Origin of the sequence: Fundicoccus ignavus, assembly GCF_009659375.1 — a bacterium.
GTDB classification, from domain to species: domain Bacteria; phylum Bacillota; class Bacilli; order Lactobacillales; family Aerococcaceae; genus Fundicoccus; species Fundicoccus ignavus.
This window is the reverse complement of record NZ_WJQT01000013.1, coordinates 1-17,016: the sequence shown is the minus strand read 5'-3', so window position 1 is coordinate 17,016 and position 17,016 is coordinate 1. Positions and strand designations below refer to the sequence as shown.

Below are 17,016 nucleotides of genomic sequence, written 5' to 3'. Positions count from 1 at the left end.
TTGGCTGGATTAAAATCCGTTGATTAGGTGATGATGAATGGCGTATGCACATGCTGCAAGGGCACCATTTGTATATTGATATGGTAAAAAAGAATGTTTATGCGTATCTGTGGGACGGTAAGGTGAAGAATTCTCAAGTAAATATTGTTTGAGCAACCCTACACACTCAGGTGTATTGAAAATAGCCCCATGCAATACCACTTCTTCAGTATCAATAATCATTGACAAATTATCGAGAGCCACCGCAAGATATCTCATAGCATTCTTGATCAGTGTTGTCGCTGCTTCATCCCCTAAGCGAAAGGCTTGAATAACGGTCGAAAAGTCGATATCAGCTGTTTTTTTGACAATGTTATGCAAAAAAGTGTTCTCTGCCACTTCATAAATCATCTTAGCTTTACGGACAATCGCATCTTCACTTAGATAGGTTTGCAAGCAACCGCGTTTTCCGCAAGCGCAAGCCTCACCTTGTGGATTAATAACGGTGTGTCCTAATTCACCAACAAGGGGCGCTTTATTTTCTTGGACAACACCATCTTCCACATAAGCCATCAGAATCTTACTACGAATATGTAAGAGAATAAAGCTATCGGATGCTACTTTGGGGTTAAACAGTCTTTGAGACAGCGCCATAGAATTTGCCAAAGGAGCGAAGTAGATAGGAACATCGGATAAAGCTGCGATTTTACTTGTGTCTAAATCTTTCCAGAAAGGTAAATTAGTTCGCGGCTTACCTGTTCTACTTAACGTAGTTGGAATTGAAAAACCAATCGCTGAAATAGGGTACATTGCGTACTCTGTTCGAAATCCACGAATATCAGCGTCAAATTGTTCAGAAGCGAAATACTCTTCTAATGATGTTTCGGTAAATTTGATTATTTTCTTCGCAAAAATATTACCTTTGTTATCTGTGATACAAAGGCACATATAATGATAAAATAATTCAATTCCTAAATAATAGGCATATTGGGGAGTGATGTCTAAAAGAATCTTTTTTCTTCCTACGTTATAACCGTCCAATTCTTCGCCTACTTCGTAAATAACTTTTGTATCCATTAAGTAATGAGTAATAATGGTCATTGTGGCAGGTGTGATGCCAAGCTTGCGAGATAATTCGACTCTAGAAATTGGCCCCTCAGCATAGATGCTATCTAAAATTATAGCGCTCTGTTCTTTTTGTTTTTTAGTCAGCATTTAATTGTCCCCTTTGTGGCCATTGGTAAATGGCGAATAATTTTAATCAATAAAATAATTGAAACTTAAGAAAATAGTTGTATGAAGAGCCATCTATTTGTATTAAGTTATTAAATTTAAGTTAAATTTATGTTTATGGTTAAGTATAAGCCAAATTTTAATGAAAAGCATTTATAATGCTTTTCGCTATATTATAGCAAAATGATTAGATGTTAAATGTGTTGTAGTGAGCTAACTCGCGTTTTTTTATTTGGGATATTCACAAAATAGATGGTTAAACACTAACAAAATAGCATAAACTATACAACTTTTAGTTTGACAATAGTTTCACAAACAACTATAATAAATGTAAGGTCAGAGAGTAAAACTTCTGCCTATCTTGTAAATCTCTCTCGTAAGTTTATGATTTACAGTAACAAATGGGCTAATATCCGGGCAAAATTTCCCAATCATTCAAACTCCCGACAATTCTCGGATGTTAGCCTATCTTGTTTTTTTTATTCGGGATATGAATGTGCTCGCCCAAATTGGGCGTATTTTTTTTGCTTTTCTTTAGGATGATTAAAATAGAAGGCACGCTTCACTTTCCGTGTTGGTTTACTATGGCGATGGTCACTTTCAAAGCCTTCGCTAGCACTCAGGGCTTTTCCAGCTCAATCGGCTAGGGGATGACTACTTCGCTGCGCTCGAAGTCCTACCAAACTGCGCCGATTGCCCTTTGTATCGCTATTGGAAAAACTACTCGGTAAGCTACGCTAGCTGGTAAATATGATTGTGGCAGTAAAAATACTAAGTTTTGAGTAGTAACTTATATAATTTATCGGAAAGATAAAAGAGTGGCGCTTGGCGCCACGATTAATATAGAAAAGGCTAATCTCTTACATGAATCGTCGTGAAACATGGTCGAGCGATGCCTTATGGTGTTCTTGTATGAAAACACAGTTCAATCATTGAGCTCGTGATGAATGAGAGTTTCTTAAATGATTGATTAGTATTCTGTATGGCTTATGTAGAGCACTTGCAATTTTTTCCATTAGTGGTAAACTAAATAACGCTATACGAGTGATGATCGGCTAGCACCACGACACTTCAGCAGAGTACTGCTTTTATCCTTTGGTCGTGGTTATTACTAGGTTGAGCGATTGACCTACAAAGGAGAATGATAAATATGACAAGTCATCATCAAAACAGCAGTTATGCACCTTCGCGTGCTCACAGTCTGGTGAAAGCCGGTCTAGTAGCTGCTTTATATATTGTTTTAACAATGTTAGTTGCACCCGTAGCTTTTGGTCCTGTACAATTTCGAATTTCAGAGGGTTTGAATTACCTAGGACTTTATAACAAACGATACATTTACGCCGTTACCATTGGTGTCTTTATTGTGAACTACTTCCAATTTGGTCCGATTGATATGGTCGTCGGGAGTGCGGCGACATTCGTCTTCTTATGGATCGGACGTTGGGCAGGGGAAGCAACAGTCAGAACATTACAAAAAACCGGACGCTTAAAAGCAGATCCGATGATTATTAAATACATTATTATGGGCATTTCATTTGTAATTCAAATGTTACCCATTGCAGGTATGTTATTATTTGTTGGAGCAGAAGCAGCTTTCTGGCCAGTTTACATCTCGCTTGCGATATCTGAAGCTATCGCCATGTTAGTGACAGCTTTTGTCATGTATCCACTAAGTAAACGAGTGGATTTCGAAGCATAAATTAAACTTAACACTATACCAATCAATAGCCGGTAGCTTTATCATTTCAAATGAAAAGTTACCGGCTATCTTTGTATTAAAAAGGATTGTCAGTTTAGCGTTGAATTAATACGCTTCGTGCTTCGCTCGTCGTGTTGGGTTTTTAGGGCTCAGTTTTTTCAAAACCTTATGGGAGACCGTTATGTTCGTTCATTTCTAAGCAAATCAACTAGAATAAGAGCAAATCTAGCCGAATGTCATCGAGAATCGGTTAGAATGAGAGCTATACTAATGTAAAGTCTTTGAGCATCAGCTACATCTAGACTAGGCAGTTAAATGGTGTTCATAGGACGTAAACTTAATAATGTAACAACTCTTCAATTATTCTGTGTAAACCAATTTCTGTTATAAAAAAATAGGTCGCCTGAAGCGAAAACCTACTAGACAGATACTGCTCACCAAGATCATTCATACAGTTACGGGTTTATCTCAACTTAGTTTGCGAAGCGCTTACGATGTAATGTACAATAGAAACAATAAGGAAAGTAGAATACATAAGTAGGTGTAACTAAATGTTAGAAAATAAGAAAATAGCACTATTTATTACAGGTGGTATTGCAAGTTATAAAATGGCTGAATTTACTAGACAGCTAATTAAAAAAGGTGCACAAGTACGTGTGGTGATGAGTAAGAGCGCCCAAGAATTTATCACGCCGCTTACTTTGCAAATTTTGACGAAGCACTATGTGTTAGTCGATACTTTTGATGAGCATGATCCAACAAGTGTGCAACATATTGAACTAGCAGATTGGTGTGATTTGGCGATTGTTGCGCCGGCTACGGCGAATATTCTGGCTAAGATGGCGAATGGTTTGGCGGATGATATTGTAAGTAGTGTACTATTAGCTGTACATTGTCCACGCTTATTAGTGCCTGCAATGAATACGAATATGTATGATAATCCAGCCACGCAAAGAAATCTGAAGCAATTAGCAGAAGATGGCTATGAGGTAATGGAGCCGGATACAGGATTCTTGGCTGAAGGTTATGAGGGTAAGGGACGTTTACCAGAATTGGAGCGCATTGTTGAGAGAGCAGAGTTATTAATGGCGCGCACTTCACTTCCACAAGTGTTATCAGGAAAAAGAGTGCTTGTAACAGCTGGCGGAACTGTGGAACGTATTGATCCGGTTCGTTATATCTCAAATGATTCTTCTGGGAAAATGGGTTATGCAATGGCGCGTGTTGCTAGTTGGTTGGGGGCAGACGTTCAATTAGTTTCGACGAATCGCGCATTAGCAACACCTTTAGGTGTCGCAGTTCAGTATGTGGAAAGTGCGGAAGAGATGCAAGCGGCTGTGACGAGTGAATTTGCGCAACTGGATTATGTGGTGAAAGCAGCCGCTGTCAGTGATTATCGTGTCGGAAATGCACGTGGGCATAAGATGAAGAAGGCTGAAACAGGGTCAGAAACTACGATTGAGTTAGTTGAAAATCCAGACATTCTAGCTGGTTTGGGTGCGATGAAAGAACATCAAATTGTAATCGGCTTTGCGGCTGAAACCCAAAACTTACTTGAATATGCGCAGGCTAAATTACAAAAGAAAAATGCCGACTGGATTATTGCTAACAATGTTTCAGAAGCCGGAGTAGGCTTCAATGTGGAAACGAACCGTGTGACGATTATTGGCAAGGAAAACCTCATTAAAGAACTGAAACATATGAGCAAGCTTGATACAGCTTTAGCTGTTTGGAAAACAATTACAGGAATTGAATAATTAAGGCGAAATAAGTCTGTACATAAAATGAGTTGGAATGAATGTTTCTCATTTTCTTGGGGCAGACTTTTTAATTTGATTTTTAGATTTAATGTTAGGAGTTATGGAAGAGAGCGTTTTGTGAAGGTTTTTCTCAATAAATGTGTAAGTATGATAAATATAATTTTAAAATATGAGATTTATCTGTTGACTTAATTAGAAAATGATGATAAATTATGTGTAATAAGTTAAGAGAGGGGGAAACGTATTATGAAGTCTTTAAAAGGTGCAGCATTTTTTACATATTTTAACTACTTTTACTTTTATTTTTATAACAGTAAAAGTGATTTGTGTTGCACTCAAATAGGACCGACTAAATAATACGCTTTCCTTGGATGAACCGATTATATCGGGATAAATGGATGGATAGCTTGTTTAGAGCCTAGCAACATTAGTCACCATGTGTGATTAGTGTCGCTGGGCTCTTTTTATTTACTTTTTGTTGAAAAATGCTTATAAAATTTAGGAGGAAACATCATGATTATCACATTAAACCCATTAGCAGGAAAAGTTGAAGTCGAACAAATTTGTCAACAATTGAAAAACTTAGAGTTGGAAGCCGCGACGTTACCACACCGCCCAGATATTTCGTTAATGATTTACGGTGTGTTGACGGAGGATAAATTAGAAATCATCCGTCGTTTACCAAAAGTAGTCCGTACTGAAAAGATACAAATGCCTTACCACCGTGCTAGTAAGCAATTGCATCCTGAAGCGAGTGTGATACAAGTCGGGAATGTAAAAGTGGGTGGCGGTAACTTTGCGATGATTGGTGGTCCGTGTTCAATCGAGAACTCAATGCAATTAGAAGAAACCGCAGAATACGTGAAAGCGAGTGGCTCAAACATGTTACGTGGTGGAGCATTCAAACCGAGAACCTCTCCTTACTCTTTCCAAGGAATGGGCAAACAAGGCTTGGATTTACTGCATAAAGTCGGTAAAAAATTAGATATGCCAATTGTTTCTGAAGTGATGTCCATTGATCAAATTGAATTGTTTGGTGATGTTGATATGTTCCAAGTCGGTGCACGTAATATGCAGAACTTTGACTTATTAAAAGAATTAGGTAAAACGAACAAGCCAGTTTTATTGAAACGCGGTTTGTCAGCGACGATCCAGGAATGGTTAATGAGTGCAGAATACATTATGTCTGAAGGAAACGAAAACGTGATTCTATGTGAACGTGGCATTCGAACCTTTGAAACCTACACGCGTAATACGGCAGACTTATCAGCGATTGCAGCAATTAAAAAATTGAGTCATTTACCAATCGTAATTGACCCAAGTCATGCGGCTGGTAAGCGCGATATGATTGAATCTTTAGCCTTAGCAGCAGTCGCGGCTGGCGCAGACGGCTTAATCATTGAAACTCATCCACATCCTGAGGAAGCAATCTCAGATGGCGAGCAATCATTATACCCAGATCAATACGCAGCCTTAACAGAAAAAGTTTGGAAATTACATCAATTCATGAAGACGTTGTAGGAAGGAGCTTCTAAATGGAAAAAGTCCATATCGCAGTAAACCAGGCTTATGACGTTTTAATCGACCGTGACTTACTAGCGCAAGCCAAACAATTATTAACCCCCCATGTTCAAAACAAGAAAGTACTCGTCGTGAGCGATCGAAATGTTGAAGTAGCAGGTTATGTTAGCAAGCTAGCTGAACAACTGACTTCCATTGCTGAACAAGTAACTGTCGAAGTGCTGCCAGCAGGAGAAGCGCAAAAATCGATGGCCAACGTGACGCGCTTATTAAGTCGCTTGGCTGAATTAAATTTTTCGCGCACGGATTGCCTCGTGGCTTTAGGAGGCGGCGTTATCGGGGATTTAGTTGGATTTGTGGCAGGTATCTATTTAAGAGGTGTGGATTTTATTCAGATTCCGACGACTTTATTGTCCGCGATTGATTCATCTGTTGGAGGTAAAACGGCAGTCGACTTACCAGAAGGAAAGAATTTAGCAGGCGTCTTTCATCAGCCACGCTTAGTTCTGTGTGATGTTAGCTTATTTGAAAGTTTACCTAGTGCAGTGTTCGAAGATGGCTGTAGTGAGTTGATTAAATACGGCATGATTATGGATCCTATTCTATTAAAGGGGTTGTTAGAACGACCGGCTGCTCTCAAGGCAAGCGATGCAGATTTGGTTGAGATTGTTAAAGTCTGTGTTGAATTAAAAGCGACTGTTGTGCTTGAAGATGAATTTGATCAGGGCTTGAGACAACTCTTGAATTATGGACATACACTGGGACACGCTTTAGAGCAAGTCAGCGGCTACCAAATCAGTCATGGACGTGGTGTGGCAACAGGCATGTTAGTCTTCTTAAAAATCGCTGTCCGTCAAGGGAGATTAGCGCCAGAGGCTGTAGAAAAATTTGCGAGACTACTCCATACCTACCATCTACTGCCTGAGCGATACAACTATTCAACGGAATTATTACAAGCAGCCATGCTGAAAGATAAGAAAAGACGCAGTCAAACCATCACGATTGTGTTACCAAGTGAGTTTGGTCGTTGCGAATTAAAAGAATTACCGATAGAAATATTTATGAATGTATTTGAGGAGGAATGGTTGGCTTATGGACAAGCGACAAGTTAACGGACACACGTCTTTATATGCAGTGATTGGGTCACCGGTCAAACATTCTAAATCACCAGCGATTTATAATGCAGCCTTTGCTCAGGACCAAGTCAATAGCGTCTATCTAGCTTTTGAAGCGGATGAGGATGCAACGCCCACAACGATAGCAGCCTTGAAACAACTAGGAGTAAAAGGCATCAATGTGACGATGCCTGGTAAAGATGTTGCCTTAGGGAGCGTTGATGAATTGGATGCCGCTGCTGAGTACGTTCAAGCTATCAACTGTTTAGTGCAGCAGGATGAAGCCGGCGGGAAATGGAAAGGCTATAATACGGACGGAATTGGTTTCTGGGCTTCTGTGAAGAAGGCTACCACCAGATCACTTGTAAAGCAATCGGTACTGATATTTGGTTCGGGGAATACTGCACGAATTATTCTGGCTCAAGCAGTTTTAGAGGGTGTCACAAACATTACAGTGGTGGCAAGAGGCATCGACCATCGACCACTTGCAATTATTGAGTTAGCTAGCAAACTAGCGAGCTCACATGCTGTTAAAATTCAAGTAATTGATTTAGCTTCGACGCTAACTGTTCAAGCAGCTCTAACAACGAGTGATATTGTGGTACAAGCAACGAGCTTAGGTATGGCTCCTTTAACTAACCAGAGTATTCTGCCAGAGGGAGTTGTTTTTAAAAGCGGAGCTTTGGCATGCGATATTGTGTATAATCCAGCGGAGACTCAGTTTTTAAAAGCTGCTCAGCTACAAGGTTGCCAGACACTAGGTGGGATTCATATGCTAGTGGAACAAGCAGCAGTGAACTATCAATTATTTACTGGAAAAGAATTAGATGCAGAGGTGATGTTAGACCTCTTAAACCAAACACAAGACTAGGAGAGATAGTATGTTACGTTTTATTACAGCAGGAGAATCACACGGTCCAGTTCTCACAACCATTATTGAAGGATTACCAGCGGGCTTACCAATCAGTGTCGAGATTATTAACGAGGCAATGGCACGCCGTCAACAAGGGTATGGCCGTGGGAATCGAATGAAAATCGAAACCGATCAAATCCAGATCACCTCAGGAGTTCGACATGGTCTAACATTAGGCTCACCAGTGACCATAAGTTTGCCTAACAAGGATTACAAAAATTGGCAAAGTGTCATGGGGATTGAGCCCCTAGAAGATGAACGTGCCAAATTGCGTCGAGCTGTGCATCGTCCGCGTCCGGGACATGCCGATTTAGTAGGAGGTATTAAATACCACCACGCTGATTTGCGTAATGTACTTGAACGCTCATCAGCCCGAGAAACCGCAATGCGTGTGGCGCTTGGTTCAGTCGCAAGCCAATTGCTTAAAGGGCTTGGTGTCGAAGTGGCTGCTTACGTTCGTGAAATAGGCGGTATTGTGGGAGAAGCATAAATCGATTCATTAAGTCTGGATCACTTGCGTAAACAAGTAGCTGCATCACCAGTCATGATGGTTGATTCAGAGGTGGAAGCACAGGTAATTGAAAAAATTGATGCGACTAAGAAAGTAGGTAATACATTGGGAGGCGTCGTTGAAGTCATTGCGACCGGCCTGCCAATCGGCTTAGGTAGCTATACTCAATGGGATAAGAAACTTGACGCCCGACTATCTCAAGCCGTTATGAGTATCAATGCCTTCAAAGGCGTAGAAATTGGCGACGGATTTGAACTTGCCCGCCGCTTCGGTAGTGAAGTGATGGACGAAATCGCTTATGACGAAACACAAGGCTTCTACCGCTTGAGTAACCACCTGGGCGGCTTGGAAGGCGGCATGACTAACGGAATGCCACTGATTGTGCGTGGTGTGAAGAAACCCATTCCGACCCTATACCGCCCGCTTCAAAGTGTTGACATTTACACTAAAGAAAACTACGAAGCCAGCATTGAAAGAAGCGATACAACCGCAGTTCCAGCTGCTAGTGTTGTAGCAGAAGCTGTCGTCGCCATGGAACTAGCCCAAGCAGTACTCGAGAAATTCCCGCACGACAGTTACGGCGAGCTCCAACAAGCCGTGACCAACTACCGTACTTACAGTAAAAATCCCGACATGTGGCAAAGCAATACAGACGAAAACGTCGAAAACACAGACTGGGCCAAACACGCCGACGCAGCCGCCGAAGCCCAAAATTAAACCACAGGCTAAATAAGCCCCTATAATGCGGGGAGCAAATAGGTGGCCCCATAATGACATGTCAGAAAAAAATTTCGAGACGCACAAAGGAGTTAACCAAACATGACAGAATTACTAACGAATGCCCCCAGTGTCCAACACAGTCTTAGCGTACCGGGAGACAAATCCATTTCGCATCGCGCCGTTATTTTAGGGTCAATTGCAGAAGGGCAGAGCCGTGTCAAAGGCTTTTTATTTGGTGAAGACTGTATTGCCACAATTAACGTGATGCGTCAATTAGGCGTGCCGATTACCATTGATTCGGAAACAAATGAAGTCATTATTGAAGGCCGTGGTTTAACAGGCTTACAGGCTTCAACTCAATTGTTGGATTGTGGAAATTCCGGGACAACCATGCGCCTCTTGAGCGGATTATTAGCAGGACAAGCCTTTAAAAGTCAGTTGATTGGTGATGCTTCCTTGAATAAAAGACCCATGGCTCGAGTGATGAATCCGTTAATCAGTATGGGGGCTAATATTGAAGGCTACCAAGGGAGTGAATTGCCTCCGTTAACCATTCAACCGGTCGAAGCCTTAACAGCCATTCGCTACGAAATGCCAGTTGCCAGTGCCCAAGTAAAGTCAGCGATATTACTTGCTGCCCTGCAAGCCGGTGGTGAGACAGAAGTGATTGAACAAGCAGTCTCTCGTAATCATACAGAAGAAATGTTGCAACTATTTGGCGTAGATCTAAAAGTAGAAGGCAAGCACATTAAATTAAACGGTGGTCAAACATTAAAAGGTCAAACGATTGAAGTGCCTGGCGATATTTCATCAGCCGCCTATTTCTTAGCCGCAGGTTTACTGTTGGCAGACACAGAACTTAAAATTGAAAACGTCGGCCTAAATGAGACCCGATCAGGTATCTTAGAGGTTATTCAAGCGATGGGTGGGCAATTAGAAGTACAACCGCGTGCCAATGGAATTAGTGCAGATATTACGGTGCGCAGTAGTCGCTTAAAATCTACTGTTATTGAAGGTGAACTGATTCCACGTTTAATTGATGAGTTGCCGATCATTGCTTTAATGGCGACACAAGCTGAAGGCGTAACACTCATTAAAGATGCGGCTGAATTGAAAGTAAAAGAGACCGACCGCGTTGTAGCAGTAGCGGATCAATTGAACGCATTGGGAGCAGAAGTGACCGCAACCGCTGATGGTTGGGAAATAAAAGGTGGCAGCCAATTACGAGAAGCGGCTGTCAAAAGTTACGGAGACCACCGAATTGGCATGATGTTACAAATTGCTGCTTTGCTCGTTAAAGCAGGGCGTGTAGATCTAGAAGATGCAACTTGCGTCAACATTAGTTATCCAGAATTCTTTGAGACAGTTCAAGCGATATGGGGAGCATAAAGGAGGGAACGCATGATACTAATCGGCTTTATGGGAGCGGGCAAGAGTACAATTGCACGTCTGCTTGGTAAAGAACTCGGGCGCCCTTTTATTGATATTGATACAGAAATTGAGAAAAATCTTGAGATGAGTATTTCAGAATATTTTGCCCAGAGGGGTGAAACAGCTTTTCGTCAAATAGAATTAGAAGTGCTTAAACTGGCACTTACGACTGAGCGGATTATTTCAACAGGTGGTGGCTGTATTGAGACAGCTGAAGTTCGTTCTTTGTTAAAGGAACGTCAAGATGTCATCTTTTTAAGAGGCTCATTTGATTTATTATATGAGCGTGTTACCCATGAAGCGGTGGCGAGCTTGCGTCCGCTTGTCAATCAGAAAACAAAAAGTGAGTTAGCAGCTCTCTATGAGTCGCGCTTAGGCTATTATCAAGAAGTAGCTCAAATAACCATTGATACCGACGACTTGACGCCCATTGAAATTGTTCAAGAAATTCAACAGCTGGTTCATAATTAGACAATGATTCTGTGTTATAATAGTGCTATTGAAAAAACGATGACAGTCAAAGAAAGTTAGGGTGCTATCTCGTATAACACAGGAGGATTTTATGACGTTAAAAGTTACCAATCTTTATAGTGGTTACCGCCAGGTGCCCGTATTAAAAGATATCAATTTTGAAATTAAATTTGGAGAAATTGTTGGTTTAATCGGCTTGAATGGAGCGGGTAAATCAACTTTATTAAAAACGATATTAGGCCTTTTGAAAGCTCAAAAGGGTGAAGTGTCCATTGATGGCACGACGATTCAAGCGAATCATAGTCAGTATGCGCAGCAATTGGCCTATATTCCAGAAACGCCCATTCTATATGAAGCCTTAACTTTAAAGGAACATTTGGAAATGACGGCTTTAGGTTATGGCATTTCAACTGAAGTTGTAATGGAGCGAGCAGAACCATTATTGAAGCTATTCCGTTTAGACAAACATTTAAGTTGGTTCCCAGCGCATTTCTCCAAAGGTATGAAGCAAAAAGTAATGGTGATTTGTGCTTTAGTTACCGATGCAAAAGTGTTGATTATAGATGAGCCATTTTTAGGTTTGGATCCATTGGCTATTAAGCATTTTACCAACTTGCTGAAAGAAAGAGCTGAAGCAGGTAGCGCCATCTTATTTACAACGCATGTGTTAAGCATCGCGGAAACTTTATGTGACCACTACTTGATGTTACAAGCAGGACAATTAATTGCTAGCGGTGATTTACCGAGCATGCAAATGCAGTTGAATAAGCCTGATGCGAGTCTAGATGAACTTTATGTAATGATTGCGGAAGAAGGTTTAGTAAGCGAAGTTGGTGGTGAGGTTTGATGACACTCGCTCAACTTTGGCAGAAAAGATTGAGTCATTTTCTCAATGAGCTGGGAAAATATGGTCGTCTAATTTTTAATGATCATTTCTCAATTATCCTATTCATAATGTTGGGTTTTGGTGCATTCTTTTACCAAGACCAATTAGTAAAATTACAGGCGATGGACTTAGCAACCTTGAAGTGGCCAGTGCTGTTAAGTGCTAGCTTAGTATTGGCGTTTTTTTTCCATTTAGGTCGTCCGTTATTGTTGACGCTAGATCCCGATAAAAGTTATTTATTTGCACGAGGTAAAGAATGGCAAGCGTATTGGTTAAAAGGGACGATACTTGCAGTCGTGTTGCCAATTATTTTGTTACTAGTGATGTATGCTTTGATGTCTCCCTTTATCAGTTTGGTGACTGCTTGGTCAGACGGCGTTTTTATTGCTTATGCAGTATGCTTAGTATGGGCTAAATTGATAAGTTTCCTATTAATGTACTTGAATATCTTTGACTTAGGTTTAGGTAAAGTGGAAAAACCTTTAAAGCAAGGGCATCATACATTGGCTTTTGTGCTCGTTTTATTAGTGAGTTTTGCATTCTCGCAACCAATTGGTTTGATCTTCATGAGTGTAGTTTTAGTCTTGCTGACTGCATATGTCGGCTGGGCCATGACTAGAAGAGAACAACAATTGATGCAATTTAATTACGTGATTGAACAAGAGGAAATTCGTACAGCTACTTTCTATAAATGGATTGCGATTTTTGCGGATGTGCCACATCTTGCACCATCTGTTAAACGTCGCCAATATTTAGACGGTTTGCTTGAAAAGCTTAGCGACAAACTGCCGAATCGTGAAAGTTACATGTACATTCGTATGTTGTTCCGCCACACTGCATATAGCGGTGTCTGGATTCGTGTGATGATTTTTATAGCTTTATTACTAGTCCTCGTTGATCAACTTTGGATGGCAGCAGCCCTAGGGTTTATCGGGCATTTACTCACTGTCGTTCAATTAGTTCCACTGATACACTATTATGATGCACATCCTTTTCAAATGCTTTATCCTATCAAAATGAGCAATCAATACCAAGCTTTCCAGAAAACGATGTTGATTATTTTCTTCGTCCAAACTTTGGTTTATGCACTCGTATGGGTATTGGTTCAAAGCTTCAGTTTAACATGGTTAACTGCAATCGGAATTTGGCTAATACTAGCTCTCCTATTAATCTATATTTATATTCCAGCGTGGAGTCGCAAGCAAGCTAAGAAAATAAATCGATTTTAATAACTAGCTCCTAAATCCGTTCGTGGGTTTAGGAGCTTTCTTTTTTATGATAGAGGTTTATAGGTTTAGCGTTGATGTTATTCAGTTTATGCTTTATTCAGTTTATTGTTTTTTCAAGGTGTATTGTTAGGATCATTGAATTTCTTTATTGCTTCAATAAAAGCGAAGAGCAAAAGGAGTGTCGACCTGCAGGCCGACACGATTTAAACGGCTTGAGGATCTAATATAATCGTCGTGGACCGTCGGACATGACACCGCCTGAGTTTCTTGTTTTAATCGTGTTTGAGTTTTTGAAACTGAGACACGACTCGCTCGCTATCATGCTCCACTTTTTGGAACTGAGACATGATTCCGCGATTTATAGAAATAATCGTGTTCGAGTTCTCCAAACTGGAGCACGATTCGTTGTCTATCGTGTTCGAGTTTTTGGAACTGAAACATGATTCCGCGATTTTTAGGAATAATCGTGTTCGAGTTCTCCAAACTGGAGCACGATTCGTTGTCTATCATGTTCCACTTTTTGGAACTGAGACATGACTCGTGGTAGTTCAATTAAAAGTTGCGATATATAAAGCAATGAAGCTAAGTAAATCAAAAACAGCCTCGGATCTATCAGAAGTTTTCTTACGAACAAGTTATCGAACTGTTACTAGACTTCATAACAACACAGTGTTTTTTTGTGTGAAAATTCAAATAAAAGTATAGATAAATATTTTAAAATGGGTTATAGTAAAGTAATTAATATTTTGTGAAAGGGTTAACAATGTTGGAGGTTTGCTGTACATACAATTATCATTTAATCATTCCGCCTCAGTATTATGATTCGATTACTTTACGAAGTTTTCAACTGTTAAATCAGTGTTTTTATTTGAAGGACGATCCTTTGTATTATCAGAATGCTTTAAGATATAACGGAGTTTATGCTAATGAGCCTTTCTTTGAATTGTTAATGCGCGGCTGTTTGGTGCGCACAAAATCATTATCGCAAGTAGTTCATTGGCAGTATATTGACACTGAACATGATGAGAGGTATACCATAAGTCAAAGTATCGAAGAGTATCTACCCAGTCATTCGCCGTTTAGAACTTTTTTCAAAAATCGCACCAATCATTTTTTTCACTTAGTACCACTTCAATGTCTAATTAAGTGTGTGCATTTTAATTACAGAGATTTTTTGGAACGGGACTTAAAGGATAGTGTTTCAATTGTAGGTTTAACAAAGTTGACAAGCTTACCGATATTAAATTCGACGCAATTAACGCGCTATTATCAAGGCACCACTTTGTCGAACGACCTAATTCAAACGTTAGTAAAGCACGGTGTTTATTATTTTGAAGAGTTACACTCATTAGATAAAACATTCTTGGATTTATATCCGAACTTACGACGTATTAATTTACAAAATAGCCACAATATACCCCCGCAGCAGGTTTTTATGAATGTATAAAAATATTATGCAACCATTTCATTTTAAAACTGAACGTTTGTCCTTTATACTGAATACAGTAGTTCAATAATTGCATGTTGAGCATAAGGTCAAAAAAAGGAGATTTATATCATGAAGAAAACCTTACAAAAATTAGTCGTAACTGCATTAACAACAAACTTGTTGTTAGTTGCGATACCAACTACAGCAGTTTGGGCGCAAGACGGTGAAGAAAGTACAGAAGAAGTAGCTGAAACAGCAACTGAAGAAGAAGCAAGCGAAGAGGAAACGACTGAGGAAACGACTGAGGAAACAACTGAGGAAGAAGTGGCGACAGAAGGTCATGCTTTAAAAGATGTTCTAGTTGAAGCAACAGCTGAGAACTTAGCATTACTTGATGCTTTTGCAGACTATCAAAAAGTTATTGAACAATTTTCAATTCAAGACTTAAACGTGTCAGATGTTGTAGGTTCAAGTTTTGCCGAAGTAGTTGATAACTTTGATGCTCAAGTAGAACCTGAGGTTTTTGACTTAAGCGAAACTGAGAAATACTTAAGTTACACGTATGAGATTGATGAAATTAGTTCAGTAACGGAAGAGAATAAAGCTGCGGAACTAATCTTATACTTTAGTGATGACACATTATTGTACGTAGGGATTGCGACATTAGACATGGAGCTTTATCCGGAAGATGTATTACCGGAAGAAGAGATTGAAACTTGGATTGCCGATCAAGTCGATATTCAAGCTGTAGCCGACCGCCAAACTCGTATTATGGGTCTATCTGAAATGGTGTTTGATGGTATTCCTTATCATATGGTTTTCTTACCAACAATCACAGCCGAAAATGAAGTGTTTGGTGACTTTATGATTATTTCTGAAGGTGCAGTCTTTGATAGCTACCCATTAGGAATTGAAGAAGCCATTGAAAGCCCGCAAACAACGATGTTATCATTATTCAGTGACTTCTTCGGTTTCGGTGCGGAAACAGAAGATGCACCTGTTGAGGAAGAACCAGCAGACGAAGAAACGACAGAAGAATCAGCAGAATAAGCCAAAATATTATCCCAAAAAGACCAGTGTTCAATAGCACTGGTCTTTTTTGCATATAACTGGTAATGCAGAATTTGTCTACAAATATTATCTGATGCTGATGTGAGTAGTTAATCAAGCCGAAGGTCTTCAATTATCGACTAGATAAGGCATTAATCTAGCGGAAGTTCTTCAAGTATCGACTAGATAAGGTGCTAATCTAGCCGAAGGTCTTCAATTATCGACTAGATAAGGCGCTAATCAAGCCGAAGGTCTTCAAGTATCGACTAGATAAGGCGCTAATCAAGCCGAAAGTCCCTGAGCATCGACTAGATTAGGTGTTAATCTAGCCGAAGGTCTTCGAGTATCGACTAGATTAGGTGTAAATTGGACCCTTAGTCAAGGACATTTTTCAAAACGGCCTCTCTTTTTTTAAAACCTCCCTTTTATAAGGTTTAACCTTTAATTTACATTGCACTTTCATTCACATCACAAGTTCTGACTGCTGGAATTTCTGGTGTTTCAATTAAATCAGCTAATGGATAATAGCCTGTTGTCACAAATTCATAGTATTGACGAGGAGCTAATTTAGCTAAGCCCCATTGGTAGCGATCATGGTTGTAATAGTTCATATAGTGATCGATGGCTGCTTGTAATGCTTCAAATGTCTGGCATCCTGCGATATCTACTTCGTCTTTCATATGACCATAGAATGATTCTTGAGGGGCATTATCCCAACAGTTACCACGGCGAGACATCGATTGAATCAGGTCATGATCCTCAAGTAGTTCTTGGAATTTCATACTCGTGTAGTGTGAACCTTGATCTGAATGGATAATCGTCTCATGATTTAACGTCATGCCTTCTTCTTCAATTAACTGATTTATCGTGGCGAGGACGAATTCAACTTCTAAAGAAGCGCTGAGTTGGTACGCTAAGATTTCATTTGTATAAGCATCTTTTATGGTGGATAAATAAGCTCGCTTATCCTGACCATATAAGCAATAAGTAATGTCTGTTAATAAAACAGTTCGTGGACCAAAGGCTTTGAACTGTCGTTGAACGAGATTCGGTTTGATGGAATGTTCTT

At 40.0% G+C, this 17,016-nt stretch carries 13 protein-coding genes and 1 pseudogene; 12 read left to right on the top strand and 2 right to left on the bottom strand.

The features are described from left to right. Positions 1–9 precede the first annotated feature (9 nt). On the bottom strand, positions 10–1,194 hold the full coding sequence (locus GF867_RS09100) for an ROK family protein (RefSeq protein WP_153832795.1): 1,185 nt from the start codon (positions 1,192–1,194) through the stop codon (positions 10–12). 1,168 nt (positions 1,195–2,362) lie between these two features. On the opposite strand from GF867_RS09100, the gene GF867_RS09095 reads away from it, so the two are divergent. From GF867_RS09095 to GF867_RS09040, 12 genes and pseudogenes are all read left to right on the top strand, one after another. Continuing rightward, the gene (locus GF867_RS09095; protein WP_153832794.1) at positions 2,363–2,911 is read left to right on the top strand and encodes a QueT transporter family protein; all 549 of its coding nucleotides are present in this window, start codon (positions 2,363–2,365) and stop codon (positions 2,909–2,911) included. Positions 2,912–3,462: 551 nt separating this feature from the next. Beyond that, on the top strand, positions 3,463–4,668 hold the full coding sequence (gene coaBC / locus GF867_RS09090; RefSeq protein WP_153832793.1) for a bifunctional phosphopantothenoylcysteine decarboxylase/phosphopantothenate--cysteine ligase CoaBC: 1,206 nt from the start codon (positions 3,463–3,465) through the stop codon (positions 4,666–4,668). 516 nt (positions 4,669–5,184) lie between these two features. After that, complete coding sequence (gene aroF / locus GF867_RS09085) at positions 5,185–6,192, top strand: 3-deoxy-7-phosphoheptulonate synthase (RefSeq protein ID WP_153832792.1); 1,008 nt, start codon at positions 5,185–5,187, stop codon at positions 6,190–6,192. A 14-nt stretch (positions 6,193–6,206) separates the two neighbouring features. Then, on the top strand, positions 6,207–7,304 hold the full coding sequence (aroB, locus tag GF867_RS09080) for a 3-dehydroquinate synthase (protein WP_153832791.1): 1,098 nt from the start codon (positions 6,207–6,209) through the stop codon (positions 7,302–7,304). Further along, a complete protein-coding gene (aroE, locus tag GF867_RS09075; protein ID WP_172974000.1) occupies positions 7,285–8,178 on the top strand; it encodes a shikimate dehydrogenase in 894 nt (297 codons plus the stop codon). Before aroB ends, aroE begins: the two co-directional genes overlap by 20 nt. 10 nt (positions 8,179–8,188) lie before the next feature. Next, a pseudogene (gene aroC, locus GF867_RS09070) lies at positions 8,189–9,358 on the top strand (chorismate synthase); the annotation flags it as partial. Positions 9,359–9,550: 192 nt separating this feature from the next. Next, on the top strand, positions 9,551–10,840 hold the full coding sequence (aroA, locus tag GF867_RS09065) for a 3-phosphoshikimate 1-carboxyvinyltransferase (RefSeq protein ID WP_153832789.1): 1,290 nt from the start codon (positions 9,551–9,553) through the stop codon (positions 10,838–10,840). 12 nt (positions 10,841–10,852) lie between these two features. Continuing rightward, complete coding sequence (locus tag GF867_RS09060; protein ID WP_153832788.1) at positions 10,853–11,353, top strand: shikimate kinase; 501 nt, start codon at positions 10,853–10,855, stop codon at positions 11,351–11,353. Positions 11,354–11,444: 91 nt separating this feature from the next. After that, complete coding sequence (locus tag GF867_RS09055; RefSeq protein ID WP_153832787.1) at positions 11,445–12,200, top strand: ABC transporter ATP-binding protein; 756 nt, start codon at positions 11,445–11,447, stop codon at positions 12,198–12,200. Next, positions 12,200–13,468 carry an ABC transporter permease gene (locus GF867_RS09050; protein ID WP_153832786.1) on the top strand — a complete coding sequence of 423 codons (1,269 nt, stop codon included), beginning with the start codon at positions 12,200–12,202 and terminating at the stop codon, positions 13,466–13,468. The genes GF867_RS09055 and GF867_RS09050 overlap by 1 nt, the downstream gene beginning before the upstream one ends. 883 nt (positions 13,469–14,351) lie before the next feature. Continuing rightward, entirely contained in the window at positions 14,352–14,915 is a 564-nt protein-coding gene (locus GF867_RS09045; RefSeq protein ID WP_153832785.1) for a hypothetical protein, read from the top strand. 111 nt (positions 14,916–15,026) lie between these two features. Further along, positions 15,027–15,947: a hypothetical protein gene (locus GF867_RS09040; RefSeq protein WP_153832784.1), complete on the top strand. Its 921-nt coding sequence runs from the start codon at positions 15,027–15,029 to the stop codon at positions 15,945–15,947. A 446-nt stretch (positions 15,948–16,393) separates the two neighbouring features. Here GF867_RS09040 and GF867_RS09035 read toward each other — a convergent pair. Next, positions 16,394–17,016: IS3 family transposase (locus tag GF867_RS09035; RefSeq protein WP_153832783.1), on the bottom strand; the 623-nt coding region annotated here is incomplete at its 5' end.

What these genes read in the sequence shown, in the direction of transcription:
- GF867_RS09100 (WP_153832795.1), bottom strand. Translation starts at nt 1,194, where the DNA reads ATGCTGACTAAAAAACAAAAAGAACAGAGCGCTATAATTTTAGATAGC.
- GF867_RS09095 (WP_153832794.1), top strand. Translation starts at nt 2,363, where the DNA reads ATGACAAGTCATCATCAAAACAGCAGTTATGCACCTTCGCGTGCTCAC.
- coaBC (WP_153832793.1), top strand. Translation starts at nt 3,463, where the DNA reads ATGTTAGAAAATAAGAAAATAGCACTATTTATTACAGGTGGTATTGCA.
- aroF (WP_153832792.1), top strand. Translation starts at nt 5,185, where the DNA reads ATGATTATCACATTAAACCCATTAGCAGGAAAAGTTGAAGTCGAACAA.
- aroB (WP_153832791.1), top strand. Translation starts at nt 6,207, where the DNA reads ATGGAAAAAGTCCATATCGCAGTAAACCAGGCTTATGACGTTTTAATC.
- aroE (WP_172974000.1), top strand. Translation starts at nt 7,285, where the DNA reads ATGGACAAGCGACAAGTTAACGGACACACGTCTTTATATGCAGTGATT.
- aroA (WP_153832789.1), top strand. Translation starts at nt 9,551, where the DNA reads ATGACAGAATTACTAACGAATGCCCCCAGTGTCCAACACAGTCTTAGC.
- GF867_RS09060 (WP_153832788.1), top strand. Translation starts at nt 10,853, where the DNA reads ATGATACTAATCGGCTTTATGGGAGCGGGCAAGAGTACAATTGCACGT.
- GF867_RS09055 (WP_153832787.1), top strand. Translation starts at nt 11,445, where the DNA reads ATGACGTTAAAAGTTACCAATCTTTATAGTGGTTACCGCCAGGTGCCC.
- GF867_RS09050 (WP_153832786.1), top strand. Translation starts at nt 12,200, where the DNA reads ATGACACTCGCTCAACTTTGGCAGAAAAGATTGAGTCATTTTCTCAAT.
- GF867_RS09040 (WP_153832784.1), top strand. Translation starts at nt 15,027, where the DNA reads ATGAAGAAAACCTTACAAAAATTAGTCGTAACTGCATTAACAACAAAC.